This window comes from Enterococcus sp. 3G1_DIV0629 (assembly GCF_002141285.1).
Lineage (GTDB): Bacteria > Bacillota > Bacilli > Lactobacillales > Enterococcaceae > Enterococcus_B > Enterococcus_B lactis.
Genome location: NZ_NGLI01000002.1, coordinates 149,339 through 165,954 on the forward strand (window position 1 = coordinate 149,339; position 16,616 = coordinate 165,954).

General features: G+C 36.7%; 14 protein-coding genes. 1 reads left to right on the top strand and 13 read right to left on the bottom strand.

Going from position 1 to position 16,616, the window contains the following annotated elements; translation table 11 throughout:
• Positions 1–133 precede the first annotated feature (133 nt).
• The 6 genes from A5816_RS09500 to truA all read right to left on the bottom strand — a co-directional run bounded on the left by A5816_RS09500 (position 134) and on the right by truA (position 6,902).
• On the bottom strand, positions 134–1,549 hold the full coding sequence (locus A5816_RS09500; protein WP_086311227.1) for a glycoside hydrolase family 1 protein: 1,416 nt from the start codon (positions 1,547–1,549) through the stop codon (positions 134–136).
• A gap of 16 nt (positions 1,550–1,565) precedes the next feature.
• On the bottom strand, positions 1,566–2,882 hold the full coding sequence (locus tag A5816_RS09505; RefSeq protein ID WP_086311435.1) for a PTS sugar transporter subunit IIC: 1,317 nt from the start codon (positions 2,880–2,882) through the stop codon (positions 1,566–1,568).
• Between the two features lie 148 nt (positions 2,883–3,030).
• Positions 3,031–3,729: a FadR/GntR family transcriptional regulator gene (locus tag A5816_RS09510; RefSeq protein ID WP_002316012.1), complete on the bottom strand. Its 699-nt coding sequence runs from the start codon at positions 3,727–3,729 to the stop codon at positions 3,031–3,033.
• A gap of 288 nt (positions 3,730–4,017) precedes the next feature.
• Entirely contained in the window at positions 4,018–4,974 is a 957-nt protein-coding gene (locus tag A5816_RS09515; protein ID WP_002348342.1) for an aldo/keto reductase, read from the bottom strand.
• Between the two features lie 139 nt (positions 4,975–5,113).
• Positions 5,114–5,917 (bottom strand): peptide-methionine (S)-S-oxide reductase MsrA, encoded by an 804-nt coding sequence (gene msrA, locus A5816_RS09520; RefSeq protein WP_086311228.1) that lies wholly within the window; start codon positions 5,915–5,917, stop codon positions 5,114–5,116.
• Positions 5,918–6,158: 241 nt separating this feature from the next.
• Positions 6,159–6,902 (bottom strand): tRNA pseudouridine(38-40) synthase TruA, encoded by a 744-nt coding sequence (truA, locus tag A5816_RS09525; protein WP_002375139.1) that lies wholly within the window; start codon positions 6,900–6,902, stop codon positions 6,159–6,161.
• Between the two features lie 194 nt (positions 6,903–7,096).
• On the opposite strand from truA, the gene A5816_RS09530 reads away from it, so the two are divergent.
• Positions 7,097–9,817, top strand: coding sequence for a YfhO family protein (locus A5816_RS09530; RefSeq protein WP_086311229.1), 2,721 nt, complete (start codon positions 7,097–7,099; stop codon positions 9,815–9,817).
• Positions 9,818–9,981: 164 nt separating this feature from the next.
• Here the strand turns inward: A5816_RS09530 and A5816_RS09535 are convergent, their stop codons facing one another.
• The 7 genes from A5816_RS09535 to sstT form a co-directional block, all read right to left on the bottom strand.
• On the bottom strand, positions 9,982–10,722 hold the full coding sequence (locus A5816_RS09535; RefSeq protein WP_002375142.1) for a sugar isomerase domain-containing protein: 741 nt from the start codon (positions 10,720–10,722) through the stop codon (positions 9,982–9,984).
• Complete coding sequence (locus A5816_RS09540) at positions 10,723–11,973, bottom strand: PTS ascorbate transporter subunit IIC (protein WP_086311230.1); 1,251 nt, start codon at positions 11,971–11,973, stop codon at positions 10,723–10,725.
• 4 nt (positions 11,974–11,977) lie between these two features.
• Positions 11,978–12,259: a PTS sugar transporter subunit IIB gene (locus A5816_RS09545; protein WP_002292323.1), complete on the bottom strand. Its 282-nt coding sequence runs from the start codon at positions 12,257–12,259 to the stop codon at positions 11,978–11,980.
• Positions 12,260–12,271: 12 nt separating this feature from the next.
• The gene (locus A5816_RS09550; protein WP_002292322.1) at positions 12,272–12,703 is read right to left on the bottom strand and encodes a PTS sugar transporter subunit IIA; all 432 of its coding nucleotides are present in this window, start codon (positions 12,701–12,703) and stop codon (positions 12,272–12,274) included.
• Entirely contained in the window at positions 12,700–14,340 is a 1,641-nt protein-coding gene (locus A5816_RS09555) for a PRD domain-containing protein (protein WP_086311231.1), read from the bottom strand. The genes A5816_RS09550 and A5816_RS09555 overlap by 4 nt, the downstream gene beginning before the upstream one ends.
• Positions 14,341–14,559: 219 nt before the next feature.
• Positions 14,560–15,195 (bottom strand): DUF998 domain-containing protein, encoded by a 636-nt coding sequence (locus tag A5816_RS09560; RefSeq protein WP_086311232.1) that lies wholly within the window; start codon positions 15,193–15,195, stop codon positions 14,560–14,562.
• A 151-nt stretch (positions 15,196–15,346) separates the two neighbouring features.
• Positions 15,347–16,567 (bottom strand): serine/threonine transporter SstT, encoded by a 1,221-nt coding sequence (gene sstT, locus A5816_RS09565; RefSeq protein ID WP_002316020.1) that lies wholly within the window; start codon positions 16,565–16,567, stop codon positions 15,347–15,349.
• Positions 16,568–16,616 lie beyond the last annotated feature (49 nt).

The window sequence follows — 16,616 nt, forward strand, 5'->3', positions numbered from 1 at the left end:
ACGTGCACAAAAAAAGTTATGACAAGTCTTCTGTCATAACTTTTTTTGAATAAGAGGTTAAAATGCTACTTTCACAACCTCTTTTATTTCAAATAACCAGCAAATACAATCAATATCTTCAAAAAACTTCTAGTTATTTATAGGCTTCATCAGGTAAGCTTAATTCTTTCTTATCAATCAAAGACTGATACCATGAAGCAGACTTTTTCAATGTTCTGCTTCGTTCATCGTTCAATTCGATTCGAACTAATCCATATCGATTCTTAAACGCATTCATTGGTGAAACACAGTCAGTGAATGCCCATAGCATATAGCCTTCGCAATTTGCACCTTCTTCTGCTGCTTTGATCAAATAACGCAAATGCTGTCCGATAAATTCGATACGATAGTCATCTTGCACGATCCCTTTCTCATCCATATACTGTTCTTCATGTTCTCTTCCCATACCGTTTTCTGTTATCAGCCAAGGAATATTACGATAATTTTCTTTTAGATACATAGCTATATCATACATGATTTTTGGATAGATCTCCCACCCTCTGGAATTGTTCATTTTCTTCCCAGGCAAATCAAAGACTTCATAATATCGTTCTGGATGAAACGGTGTCTCTTCATTCCATTGATAACGAGGGGCACGAACGCGTTTAGGGTAATATTGATTGATCCCAAGGAAATCTACTGTATGATGCTGGATCGTTTCTAAATCCTCTGTTGCAGGATCGAAATAAATCGATTGTTTTCGACACAACTCCAAGAACTCTTCTGTGTAGTACCCTTTTACCATCGGATCAAAAAATACTCGATTATAAAACAGATCATACATATAAGCAGCTTTTTGGTCTTCTGGAGAACTGGATCGAGCATAGACCATCTCAGGATTTAAAATACAGCCAATCCTTCCGCCATAATTGCCACTATGATAAATTTCTACAGCTTTAGCCGTTGCTAAAACTTTGTGATAATTCCACATCATCCATTTTTTTGTGTTTTGTTCATGCGGCCAGCGAACAGCATCCAAATAGCAACGCGTTTGGGGAACGATTGGTTCGTTGAATGTAAACCAGTTTTTTACCCTGTCACCGTAACGATCAAACGCAATCTTTGCGTACTTAGCATAAAAATCAACCACTTTTCTTGAAGACCAGCCATCATATTTTTTCAAAAGAAAAGCAGGGACTTCGTAGTGTTCTAAACAAATCATCGGTTCTACGTCTGCTTCGATTAAAGAGTCGATCATTTCACTTATATGCTGAGCATATTCTTCATCTACTATACAATTCTCGTAATCAGTGAAAAAACGAGCCCAATTGATAGAAGTCCGATAATGTGTCAGATGGATGGATTTCATCAAATCTACATCCTGTTGGTACTGCTCCATAAAATTAGTTGCTACGGCTGGACCATACCCATTATGCCAAACAAAATGTTCATTTTTATACCAACTATCTATAAACGAATCCTGTCCTTCTTTTTTTCCTTTCCAACCTTCCGTTTGCCAAGCAGAAGATGCTGCACCAAGAATAAAATTTTCTGGAATAGTAATTTTCATGATTTCCTCCTGTTTTTTAGATCCCATCATTTTCCACACGATTTGCTACTTTTACGAATGGCAGATAAATCAAAATAGAAACAACAATACAAACAAGTTGCGTAATAACTGCACCGATATTTCCTGCTGTGGCCAGATAAGCATTGACGATCGGCGGCATTGGCCAAGGAACCATTACAACTGCTTTTGCCGCAAATCCTAAAGCGGTTGCAAAATAACCGATCGTTCCTGTAACAAGCGGCGTTAAGATAAACGGGATAGCTAAAATAGGATTCAGCATGATCGGCATACCAAAAATAACTGGTTCATTGATGTTGAAGATCCCAGGAGCAAGAGATAACTTGGTGATTTGTTTCATATCTTCTCGCTTTCCCACTAGCAATACTGCTATCAGTAGACCTATCGTGACTCCAGACCCGCCCATACTCATATACATATCCCAAAATGGCATAGTGATAATGTTTGGTACTTCTTTTCCAGCTTCAAAAGCTTCCGTATTTACAGCAATTGCCGCTAAAAGCAACGGTTCTCGAATTGGCTTCACCATTTGATTCCCATGGATACCAATCACCCAAAAGACTTGCGCAATGAACATCAGTAACAAAATACCCGGTAACCCTTGAACGACACCTTCTAATGGTCGTTGCACGACATTGTAAATGATATCATAAAGGTACATCCCTGTAAGTTCTTTGATGATAAATCCCGTAGCCGCGATACCTGATACTGTCAGAATCGTGGGAAATAACGCAGAAAAACTGGCAGAAACATTCGTTGGCACGGTATCAGGCATTCTCAGCTGTAGTTTCTTCTGTTTCCTCAACCAGCAATAAAGTTCAATGGAAAGGATGGAGACCAACATGCCCAAAAATAACCCTTTCGTATCTGTATATTGTTTAGCCAATACATTTTCGACTATAACAGTCTGATTTTCATTCACTAATTCATAAACAGTTGGATTAACAGATAAATAAGACATCACTGCGATGATACCAGGGAATACACCATCCACTTTATTCAGCTTTGCTAATTCGATCCCTATCAGAAAAACAGCATAGATGGTCAAGAAACTTAGTGTGACATAGCTGATGGCAGATGCGATAGGTTTTAATTCTTCTAAAAAACGCAAAAAACTTATCTGTGCTAACCCATTTTCCGAATCAAAGACCATTGCTGAAAACAACGTGCCAAAAGCACCCGTAATAATTACCGGAATCAATGCAGCAAATGCGTTTTTTATCACCATGATATACCTTAAATTATTGATTCTCGTTGCCACGTTCCCTAAAACATTGGCTAATTTATCCATAAAACTCATTCCAGATCCCCTCATTCCTGCTTCTTCTCCTTGCGTCATCTCTTTTTGCCTGTTAGTCAGCGCTTACATTTCGGTGAATAAAAACTATTTGCTTGTCCGTTTTACCAAATATAAAACAAAAATTCATCTGATGTATTTATCATAAAATACATCAGATGAACTGTCAATTAGTTTCTTTCTTCCCAATTATTTTCTGTAATTCTCTCCGATTTGTTGCCATATGGACAGTCATCGCATCAAATGCCGCAAGTACATTCCGCCTCTCGATAGCCTGAACGATTTCTGTGTGGATATCGATCGTCTCGATTTTCAAATGCTGGATATCATAATTTTTGTTAAATAAAGCAATCGATTCATTAATGATCGGAATGATATGCAGTAACGCTACGTTTCCGCTAGCTTCTGCAATCGTCGTATGAAAATCGATGTCTAATTGAACATGATCTTGTGTACCTTCTCGAAAAGACGTTTCAATCTTTTGCGTTAAGCTTTTCATTCGGCTAATTTGATTTTTCGTTGCATATTCCGCCGCTAACCCTGCCATCTTTGGCTCCAGTAAATATCTCAGCTCAAACAAGTCTCGTATCATCCGGTCCTGATCTTCAATCAAAGAAAAACCGAGCGGATCATTAGCAATCCCTCGCTTATCACTGACAAATGTCCCCGCCCCTTGCCGAACTTCAAGAATATTCCTAGAAGCAAGCGCTCGGACAGCTTCTCGCACCGTGCTGCGTCCTACCTCTAAATAATCGGACAACTCATATTCATTCGGCAATTTATCTCCTACTTGCAACTGCTTTTCCTTTAAATATCTAAGAATCTTGTCCGTGGTTACTTCTACTAGGGTTTTATTTTCTTCCAAACCACATACCTCCTTTTCATCTGATGTATTTTTTCGTAATTATTATAACACGTTTGAATCATCTGATGATTTTTTGTATAAACAATCGATTAATCCGTTCATGGATATACAAACGAAGCTATTTACCATAAAAAAAGACTAGGATAAAATTCACTCCTAGCCTTCGATCATTTTTATTTTGAACGACAAAACGTATGATGTTCAATAATAGATGATCTTCATTCGATTCTTGATGACATTTTTTGTTCATTTTTTGATAGATGGATAAAAAATTTGATTACATCGTTTCTATTCTAGAATTTGGTCTATTTTCAATTCTTCCTCTGGTGAGAAATCTAAATTATCCATCATTCGAACACTTTCTTGTAACTGACTTAACCGACTTGCGCCAACCAGTACACTCGTAACAGATTTTTGTCGCAAATTCCATGCAAGGGCCATTTGCGCTAATGATTGCCCTCGTGATACGGCGATTGTCTGCAGTGCTTTGATTTTTTCCAGAGTTGATCCAACTTGTTCTTCTGAAAGGAATGGTATTTCCTTACGATGTGCTCTAGAATCCTCAGGAATCCCATGCAGATAACGATTTGTCAGCAAACCTTGGGCAAGCGGGCTGAACGTGATTGCTCCTAGACCTTCTTCTTCTAATACTGGAGATAAGTCGTCTTCTAGTAGTTCACGAGAAAACATATTGTAGCGCATCTGATGAATAATGAACGGTGCTTCTTTTCTTTTTAAAATTTCAGTCATTTTTTTGGTATCTTCTCCATTATAGTTGGATATACCAATATATAATGCTTTTCCTTGTCTTACAAGTTGCATCAATGCTTCTGCTGTTTCTTCCAAAGGTGTATCAGGGTCTGGACGATGATGATAGAAGATGTCGACATAATCTAGTCCCATTCTTTGGAGACTCTGATCACAACTTGAAATGATAGATTTACGAGAGCCCCACTCTCCGTATGGACCTTCCCACATATGATAACCTGCTTTGCTAGAAATAATCAGTTCATCACGGTAGGCTTGAAAATCTTCTCTAAAAATACGCCCAAAATTTTTCTCTGCAGCTCCAGCAGGGCCTCCATAATTATTCGCAAGGTCGAAATGGGTAATTCCCATGTCGAATGCGCCTCTTAAAATCTCTCTTTGGTTATGGATAGGATCATAATCACCAAAATTTTGCCATAATCCGAGAGATAAAATCGGTAATTTCAAACCTGAATGACCGGATTTACGATATTCCATTTTTTCATAACGTGCACTATCTGCAATATACAAATTTTCTCCTCCTTACCATTTTTAAAACGCTTTCTTTTATTCTGCTTTTAGTTTACTACATTTTAAAGAAAAGGAGTTAGTCAAAATGTTTTTTTCTTGTATTTTTTTACCATTTGTTTTTTATTCGTTGATAAATCAGAAATTGCTTACGTGCTTGCTGAATTTTTTTATAGCGTTTCGGTTGTTTTTTGTAAAATTGCTGATGATAATTTTCTGCTGGCCAAAACGTACTAGCTGGTTCAATTTTTGTGACGATTGGTTGGTGGAACGTTCCTGAACTGACTAGTTCCTGTTTCGATTGCTCCGCTAATTTTTTCTGACGTTCGCCTTGATAAAAAATCACCGGACGGTACTGCTTCCCTCTATCTTGAAATTGTCCAAAGGCATCTGTGGGATCAGTTATTTGCCAATAGATTGTCAATAAATCGCTATAACTTATCTCTCTCGTATCATAAATGATCTCCACAGCTTCCATGTGACCTGTGTAGCCACCGCTCACTTGATCATAATTTGGTTTTTCAACATGTCCGCCCGTGTATCCTGACAAAACAGATAGGATCCCTTTTTTCGATTCAAACGGCTCGACCATACACCAGAAACATCCCCCTGCAAATACTGCACGTTCTTGATAGTCAGCATCTTGCATAGCATGCTTGGAAAAGTCATATTTTTGCTGCGTGTCAAATCCTTCTGTAAGCAATAAATAAAAATCCATTACGTCAGGCGTTAGATTCATTCGGATAGCTAATGGACGTAGTGTTGCTTCTAGTTTTGATAACTGTTCTTTAGCAGATGTATTTTCTCTTATGTCATTCTTTGTCTGGATCAATACTTTTCGTTCCCAATCTCGTGTATTCGGATTTAAAATCAGATTATAAAGTGTTTGAATGAATACTTGTTCCTTATCCATAGACTCTCCTCCTTTCCGAAGAAGACAAGCTAGTGACTTTAGCTGTAATTTATCATAAAGTGAGGAAATAAGCGATTGAATCGTATTTATTCAAAGAAGATAAGCGGCTTCAGATGATATAAGATGATCTTTATCTTAAAAAGCATACTCTATGGTCTATGGTTTGGTTTAACTAAAAAACGACCTCTGAAAAAAGGGATGTTCTCCAGTTCTCAGAAGTCGAGTAAAGATGATTCTTTTTTTATGAACGATAATAAACTTCATCCAAAAACAGACCTTGTGCAGGGACGGTTTCTCCTGCATGCTGCCGCACTTTGCTTTCGAATATTTCATCGATTGTTTCTATCGGCATGGCACCTGTACCGATTTCTAGTAATGTTCCCATGATGATTCGCACCATTTTATATAGAAATCCGTCTCCGACAAAAGTAAAATGAAGCATTTCTCCCTTTCGTTCGATAGATAATTCATCAATCGTACGTACCGTAGATTTTTTGGATTTTTTCAATGCAGAAAAACCAATGAAATCATGTGTACCCATCAATTTTTCGCAAGCTGCATTCAGCTTATCCATATCCAACTCTTGAGGAAAATAAAAGCTGTGATTTCGTTCAAATGCTGAAGGAATCACGTTGTTCCAAACATAATAGCTGTATTTTTTGCCCACCGCATTATATCTTGCATGGAAACGCTCGGGCATTTCTTCGATTCTTTTGATGACAATATCCCGCGGAAGGTAACGATTCATAAAGTCGATCATTTCTGCCAGTCCAATTTCTGTGTTTGTTTTGAAATTTGCCACTTGTCCTCGCGCATGCGTGCCGGCGTCTGTTCTTCCTGATCCAATAATTTCTATCTCTTCATTTGTCATCTGATGCAACACTTTTTCGATTTTCCCTTGGATGGTTTTATCGTCATCTCCAAGTCTTTGCCAGCCTGAATATCTTTTTCCGTCATATTCGATTGTCAACTTGATGTTTCTCATATTTATTTAACTCCTTTATGATCAGTTACAATTTATTTGCTTCATGAGTATAACATAATCTAAATAGCGTAGCTTGCAAACTATTGATGTCTCCTTGATTTTCAGATACTCATTTTAAAATAATGCTAGTTTTCCTAATTCTCATTGTCTATACTTGATATATATTCTTTAATCTATTATCGGAGGAACTTGTTTTGAAAAAACTGTTAAAAAAAGATGCTTTCACTTACTATTCTATTTTAAGCATCTGCTTATGGGTCGTTATCGTTAGTCTTTATATGTGGTGGCCTATTGCTGGAAAAGCCCCTGTTGAGCTATGGGATGGTCAATCCCAACACTTTGTTTCATTTGTTTATTTTGGCGAATATATTCGGGAAATAATCAAAAATATTTTGATTGATCATAACTTTTCTATCCCAACTTATGATTTTAGTATTGGTTATGGTCAAGATATTTTAGGAACATTACATTACTATATCATTGGTGATCCTTTTTCACTATTAGCAGTATTTGCTAAACCAAAGTATGCAGAATTTGCCTTTTCATTAGCAATCATGTTACGCATTTTCTTTTCCGGAATCTCTATATCGATCTTTCTTCGATATAAGAAAATGGCCAACTATCAAACTTTTATCGCCACATTCATTTATGTATTCTCTGGTTTCGTACTAAGTTCTGCTTGGAAACACCCTTACTTCATCAATCCGATGATTTATCTACCATTGCTATGTTTGGGGCTTGAGTATATCTTCGAGAAAAGAGGATATAAACTCTTTACGTTTATGATTTTCATTTCTGTTATCAGCAACTTTTATTTCTTTTATATGCTTTCTATCTTAATCTTTTTATACGCTGTTTACAGATATTTTGAACTTTATACTTTAAAAGACTATAAAGTGTTGTTTTCTCTTTTATTCAAATCTATTGGTAGTTACGTATTAGGAATAATGATGGGCTCCGTTATTTTCATTCCCGTAATTAATCAATTTTTCAATGCTGGACGCGGGGAGATTCATTCAACGCTCTTACCTTTTTACACGAAATCATTTTATTTGAATTTTGTGAAAAACTTTATTTCACCAGTTTACGGAGGAGAAGCCTCAACTGTCACAGCCTTTTTCCCAATCATCATTTTTGTATTATCCGTTATTTTATATCGTTCTAAGCAAAAAAGTAATTTTGCAAGACTTGATCTTTTTGCCATTAGCTTGTTGACTATTTTCTTATTCTTTCCATTTTTTGGTAGTCTTTTCAACGGATTCTCTTATAGCACGAATCGTTGGATGTTTGGTTATGCATTCTTTTGGGCTTTTCTAACAGCAAAATACTTACCTGTTTTAGTTGAATCCGCAACTGATTTATCAAAAAGAAAACGGTTTGTGCATATTTCTTCTATTGTTTTCTTTTTCTTTATCCTTTTCACTTTTGCAAACTATAAGCGAAATGTACCGCCTTATATCGGTTTGATCTTCCTGTTGCTCTATTCAACTATCTTTTTATTGTTTGCTAATTCAAAAAAAACAAAAATCGCGTTGAGTATACTGGTATTTTTGAATGCTCTAGTTTATGGAGCCTTTCAAACAAATATCAAAATCAATCCCCTTATCATTAACAGTTATACTGATAAAAATATCGTAGAAAATGATTATTGGGCACCAAAAAGTTCAGCTATCTCAGATATTATCAATAAAGATACTGACTGGTCTCGGTATGAATTGTCTAAAACTGGAAATCCTCGTTCCGAAGAAAACAATGCTTTGTTAAGGGGAATAAATAGTACGAATTTTTATTTTAGTTTAGCAAATAAAAATATTTTTTCCTTCAATAAGTCTATTGAGAACAATATCAACAGTGACTATGAATATTATGGGCTAGATAGTCGTGCAGAATTGGGCACTTTAGCAAATAGCAAATATTACGCAAAACTAAAAACTGACACTAATCAAGATGTTCCTTTTGGTTATACTTATTTACAAACAATCAATAAAAATGGTCAAGATGTAGAAATCTATCAGAATACAAATTTCCTACCTTTTGGCTATACGTACGATTCCTATATCAAACAAAATGATACTCAAACTAGTTCATTAGCTATTATGGATAGTATGACAAAAAGTGTTATTGTAAATAAAGATATCTCTGGTCTAAAGAAAAATCAGATTACCGATAAAGGAATCAAAAAACTGAACGATCATATACAGCAAACGGATGGAGTAGAGATAAAAGGAAATCAGTATATCGTTTCTAAGAACAATGCAACTGTTACGTTCTCTGTAGACGCTCCATCTGATTTGACAAATAATTATTTGTTTCTACGGTTTAAGGGAATAAATTATCCTAATACACAACCAGGATTATTTCTTCCAACTGAGACTGCCACGTATTTAAAAGTAACTTATGGACAACTGTCAAAAGAGTTTAATTTTCGAAATCAATATCAAGGATGGTACGTAGGGATCAAAAATTCCTTACTTAATTTAGGGGCAGTGCAACCTAATCAAACTATTCAAGTCAGCTTTAGAAATCAAGGAGTCTATACATTTGATTCTATTGAGTTATATACGCGTGACTATAGTCAATTAAGTACGGAAATAGCTAAATTAAGGGAAAACACACTTCAGAATGTTCATTTTTCGGCAAATGAAGTATCTGGTGAACTAAATCTGGAAAAAGAAAAACTGCTTTTATTAACCATCCCTTATGAAAAAGGATGGACTGCTTATGATAACGGAAAGAAAATACCAATTATCCAATCGAATTATATGTATACAGGATTACTCCTCAATCCAGGTAATCATCAAATCAAACTGATCTATCATACACCTGGTTTAATGACAGGTTGGATACTCACTATCGTTGGATGGATCATCTTCTTATTCACTATTATCTTGAAAAAACGATTTCCTTTTAAATAATTCAAGAAATTGTGTCAGAAGTGGGCAACTTCAAGAAATTTGGGTTTATTTCCAAAAGATACTTCTGGAACACCCTTTGTTCGGAATAAGGGACTGTGACAATACTTTTGTCGCAGTCCCATTTTATTTCACTTATATTCTAAAAGATAAATTGCCATTATGAATTACATGAATTCATAATGAATCACTTCTTTATATTCCTCATATAATTCTGCGTTTCGCAGATCGCCCCCGTCTAAATTCGCCGAATAAAATATAGGAGGATGTTTTATCCCATTTGCAATAAGCTGTTCGCAAACTTCCACGATGATCGTATTGAGGATGGCTGCACCGATTACAGTAGAGGAAGGACCGGCTTTTTGTACGATACCTGTCAGCTCACAGCAAGCATCTCCTATATCCCCATGGTTATCGATAACTATATCAGAAACCTCAAACAATCGTTTCCCTGATGAATGACGACTAGTCACCGATCGTGAATATTGGACATTCGTCAAACTAATGATTTTTACGCCCTTCGCTTTGGCAGCTAACGCTAAATCAATAATGATTGGGTTTCTTCCCGATACTGAGTGAAGGATCAATACATCTTGATCTTTAAATGAAACTGTTTTTGCTAAATTCGTTCCATATCCTTCTAAACGTTCCATTTGACTGGTAAAGGTGATAGGGGAACGATCTAGCATTACTTCTCGTCCAAAGATAGCATTGATGGTCATCATCCCACCTGCCCGATAATACATCTCTTCCGCTAAGATACCAGCATGACTAGCACCAAAAATATAGACCGAACTTTTTTGCAGATTCGCTTGGGTCAATACATCGATTGCTTCTTTGATTGACTTTTTTTCTTCCTTTTCAACCAAATCTAATAACTGTTTGATTTTATCCATATATTTGAACATCTAGAACCCTCCAAACAAACCGCTGAATCCTCTACCGATCATTCCCCATAACGACAAATCATTTCCGCCGAAAATCAATATCCAGCTTTGGATCGTCGTACTAAAAACAATAGCTGAAAAACCAGCTAATACGACCATGACAAATGAAGCTGCGATTGTTCCGACAACCGCTCCACGAAAGCCACCTTGACCTTCACCGATGACTGCTGCACCACCACATTCAAAGAAACTTGTGATTACTAATGGCACAAGCAACACGCCGAATAGATGGAATGAATTCGCCAAAACAACTAAAATCGTAGAAGTGATCATTGCCACGATAAAACCGATAATCACTGCATTTGGTCGATAATTGAATAAAATAGGCACATCAAATGCTGGTTTCGCTCCCGGTACGACTTTTTCTGCAATCCCTTGAAACGCTGGAATGATTTGATTGATCAGTAGTCGGACACCATATAGCATAATGAGTAGTCCTGCACCAAAATTCAACCCTGCTTCAATCGAAAACATCAGGAGATTATCCCCTTCTGGTATCAAAACAGGTGCGATGATCCCAACTACGGTATTCATCAAGAACATGACGAGTGCACCTGTAATTGAGATTTCTCGGAAAAATGAAAGATTCTCAGGTACTTTGATATCTTCTGTCGATTTTTCTTTATTTCCTACTCGTTTTGCTACAAATCCTGAAACTAAAGACAAAACACCCGTTGGATGACCAATCAGGAAAGAATCATCTCCCGTAGCATCCCAGACATATTTGCGCATGATCCACGGCATGAAAGACCAATAACAAGCCGATAAAATCCCGCTGATTCCAATCAATGCTCCCCCTGACAGTCCTGCTTCCACACCAGCTGCTACAAATACGAAAGGAAACCACCAAAGCATATGACCTGTTAAAAAGATCGTCTTCACAGGTGTAAACCGAGCAATCAATAAATGGATAATCAATCCTAAAAACATAGCTAATCCGACCGTCCCGCCATATTCTGCAGTAAACGTCACATCAGATAGTCCTTCTGTCACTTCTACACCCAACTGTGTTTGGACAGCTATATTGATTGGAGAAATCGTTCCGACCAGCATATTGACTCCGGCGGTCAAAGCAACCATACCAAATGCAGCGGTCAAAGCTCCCTTAACCGTTTCTGAAAATGATTTTCGCTGGATGATCAGCCCGAGCATCGCAATCAAACCTAACAAGACGGGCGGATTCTTCAAGATGTGTTCACTAATGAAATTCATTCTTTTATTCCCCCTTATCAGCTAGATATTGTTCCAATTGCGCCTTTATTTCTGAAGTATCCATATACTTTTTAATAGGATAAACAGGCGCTTTTACAGAAGCTTTTAGTTCTGGAAGTAATTCATGACTTGTAAAATAAACATCTGCCATCGTTGCTTTGGCAGTGGATAAATCTGTATTTTCCACTGTTGCCTTTAAACCAAGCTCCTTAATTACTTTATCAAGAGACATTTTCAAAACCATAGAACTCCCTACACCAAATCCACATACTGCTAAAATTTTCATTTTTCTTCCTCCTTATGCAAATAACTGAATGATTGTTTCTTTATTTCCTGATAAAATCGTTTGATACTTTTCATTGTCCATAAATATTTCCATGATATCTTTTAATCTCTCCAGATGGCTTTCGTGGTTTTTGGCAGCTAAAACCAAAAAAATATGGATTGGTTTCCCTTTCATATCCACGGCATCTTTTACGACTAAAAGACTCATACTTTGCTCGTTTACTCCAAGACCTGGTTTTGCGTGCATCAGCGCAAAATAATCAGCCAACACCATATATGGTCCATTTTCTTCTACACTTCTGATCATATTTTCTAAATACGTATGCGTTATCATTTTATTTTTTAATAATGGATTACTAGCGATTTCGACTGCTTTCATCCAATTTTCAGCCGTTTCTATTACTTGGATTTGATTTTTCGGCAGCAATTTATTGATAGTACTCATTCTCTGACCTCCAACATTTTTGAAATAAACCAATTTTTATCCTCTATTCCTTGCATGACCATTTTCATCACAGGTTCGACTTCTTTCACATCTTCTTCTCGGATCATTAGCAGAACAACGATATCTGCCTTTTGATATCCCCATGAAAATGGCTTGTCTGCTATCAATACAGCAACCGAAGTTTGTTTAACAACATTAGGATTGCCATGAGGAATAGCAAAACCATTCTCCAAGTATGTTGATTGGATTTCCTCACGTTCAAAAATAGAGTGGAGAAATCGCTGTTTCGAATCTTCATTCTCAAACTGTTGCTGATCAACCAAAAAACGGATAGCAGCTTCTTTTGAATCAAAGTGATCAAAATAGACATTAGAGGAAATAAGATGTTTCACTTTTTCAGATATCGAGCCTTCGATGTTTATTTGTTCGTTATCTATGACCAGATCGATATAATGATTCATGATACGTTTCATATCTCTAGCAGTAACCATTGGCGAGATTCTTACTACTGGTCTAATTTGTTTAGGTATATCGACAGTGGAGATAATCAAATCTACGTCAAACAAATCTAGTCTGTTCAATTTATCGACAGATGCTGTTTCGATACTATCGATATCAGGTAAGATTCTTCTGATTTTTGCAGAAACAAATGAACTGGTTCCCATGCCATTGGGGCATACGAATAAGAGTCTATTTAATCGTTTGACACGCTCGATTGCTGCTTGGAAATGGATAGCTACAAAACCTACTTCATCTTCGGACAAGCTTACTTGATAAGGCCAGCGAAAATCATTTAACGCAAACCAGACAACACCATACAAAGAAGGATAATTTTGTTTTATCTCATCTATCAAAGGATTTACGATGGTCGTTTGAGCCTCAATACGTAAAAGCAGCTGATACAGATGTACAAGCAGATCTTCTTCTAAACGACTATCTTGGGTAAGATCTATCTGAATGCCTCTACTCACTTTTTGGATCAATTGCCGGATTTTTTCTCGAAATACTAAAGGGATCGTTTCATTTTTCATGAAAAAGCGTAAACCACTTCCCACAATAACATAAGTCAAATACTGTACTTCTTCTTGCGAAAATTGGTAAATACGCTGTTCCTCTAACTGATGCAGCAATTCACAAATGAGGGGATATTTGTTAAATTCTAAAAAATACTTTCCATATTGATTTTTACCTTTTAAACTGATTTTCTTCCCTTCTCTTGAACGCTGGATCATCAATAAGATCGAAACAATGATACTTGAAAAGTAGCTTTCTGGTATCTCAATTTGCTTGTCTGCAATGCTCTCGCGAAAAGATCGTTCGACTATTGCTAGAAGCTTTCGATCCACTATTTCTCTTACGATCTCCAATTCATCAAAATGATTCAGGATCATACGCTTTAGTACCTTCTGAACCTGTATTTCATTTCCTTCAAAATATGTCCCGAAACGATCAAAACTGAGATTCAACCCTTCTTTCGCAAATACATATTTGATGTAAGAAATATCATTTGCGATACTGCTTCTGGAAACATAATATTCTTCAGAAAGTTGCTGGTAACTTACATGCTCGAAATTGGACAGTCTGTTCAGGATCGCTACTCTTCGAAGTTTGCTTTCTTGATATTGTATTACACTCATTTCCATCACCTTCTATATTCACTATAATTTTTTCTTATAAGGAGAACTAGACCAAATAAAAGATTAAAATAACCTGAGAAATCATACACTACTCTTTCTCAGTTAATATACGCTAAAACAGAAGCTCTACAAGAAATTTATGGAACTTTATTTCAGAAAAACAAAAAAACAGCCAACGGACGAAATGTCCGCTGACTGTCCAATTTGACGGCTCAAGTTTTACTGTTTGAGATGCAAGATACTCAACCAGGCAATGGGCACATAATTAAAGAAAAAACTGATTCTTTGGCAAAATCCTATTTTATTCAGTAATGGCCAAGAATTTATAGAAGGAATTCTTGCCAGACCATAAATCGCCGCAAAAAGCAAACTGATCACAGACAGTCCAAGGTATAAGTGGCTTACGTCCATTTGCCCATTTTTTCGATAGATCAAGAAAAGAAGAACTGGAAACAATAAAAAACCACTATAACCTAAACCTGATCCGATATTATGGACCCATGTCGAGACATTCCACGAAGATTCATGGGTATTGATACTGAACAAACCTGTAAAGATACAATCACCTATACCATAAAAACCGATAGATGCTGTAACTAGGGTAGCTAACACACGAGATGTACTTACAAATGCAGCATACAATGCAGGCAATGACAGGATGAAAAAAATCCCTGAAACCACTGACCAAATAAGAAACGCCTTTCTTACAGGACTGGAAACCTCTCCAAATACACTGATCACACTCTTCATTTGATCTAATTCAGGATAATACAATCCTAATACGTACGGAGTCAAAAAATCACTCAACACGCCTAATAGTAAAAAGAAAAAACCGAATTTACGTAAAAAATCCATGATGCGCCTCCAATAACCATTACCTATGCTTTTAATTGTTATTATAAACGACTTTATCTCGATTTAACAGGAACCTCTATTTTACAGGAACCTCTATATAACTCATTAAAAATTTTAATCGTCCTAAGGTTCATCCCTAAATATCTAATATTCAACGTTCATTTAATCCGTCTAATCGGTCTTTCAATTTGATTTTTTCTCCACTTCTTTTACGCGCGCCTAATTCTCCTATTGCAGTAAACAACAGATCACTTGACGAATTTAAGGCAGTTTCCATTGAATCTTGGATAACACCGATAATAAATCCGATACCGACGATTTGCATCGCAACATCATTAGAGATACCAAACAAACTACATGCTAATGGAATCAATAACAGTGAACCGCCCGCAACACCTGAAGCCCCACAAGCAGCTAAAGCAGACAAAATACATAAAAGGACTTTCAAAACAAATGGTGCTTCAATCCCTAAGGAATGTACAGCCGTCAATGACATCACGGAAATAGTAATCGCAGCACCGCCCATATTGATCGTAGCACCTAATGGGATCGATATGGAATAAGACTCTTTCGTCAATTTCAATTTTTCAGCCAGCATCATGTTTATCGGGATATTTGCGGCAGAACTTCGGGTAAAGAAAGCGGGAAGCGCACTTTCTTTCAAACAAAAGAGAATCAATGGATAGGGGTTTTCTTTAATAAACAAAAACGTGAGGAACGGGTACACAACTAATGCGACAAACAGCATCGTGCCGATCAACACAAGTAAAAGCTGCAGATACTCTGCCAATCCAGCGATTCCAGTCGTGGCAATCGATTGATAAACCAATCCTAAAATCCCTATCGGAGCGAATGCAATAATCACTTGTACGACTTGTGATAATGCTACAGATATTTGATCCACCAATTCTTTTGTCGATTCTGAACGGGCTCGAAAAGCTAGACCTAACAACACAGCCCAGAATAAGACACCAAGATAATTCGCATCAATGAGCGATTGAACAGGATTTTGTGTGACATTTGTCAACATCGTAGATAAAACACTTTCCAAATTTTGCGGTGCTTGTTCAGATACTGTTTCTTGTAAAGTAATAGGAACAGTAAAAATTGAACTTATAATCACTGCTACAAGTGCAGAAAGCAATGTTCCTACTAAATACAAGACTAAAATAGGCTTCACAAATGTCTTATTTCCTATTTTATGTTTGGCAATTGAAGCCATCGTCAAGAAAAAAACTAGAAGAGGCGCAATTGCTTTCAAGCAACTGACAAACAACGTCCCCAATATTGAAATAAATGTCCACGTGGGGAAAAAGATACCAAACAATATTCCGACTAAAATACCAACAACAATACGTTGAACTAACGACATATCCAAAAACTTCTCTAACAAATGACCACCCTTTCACAATTTTAACAAT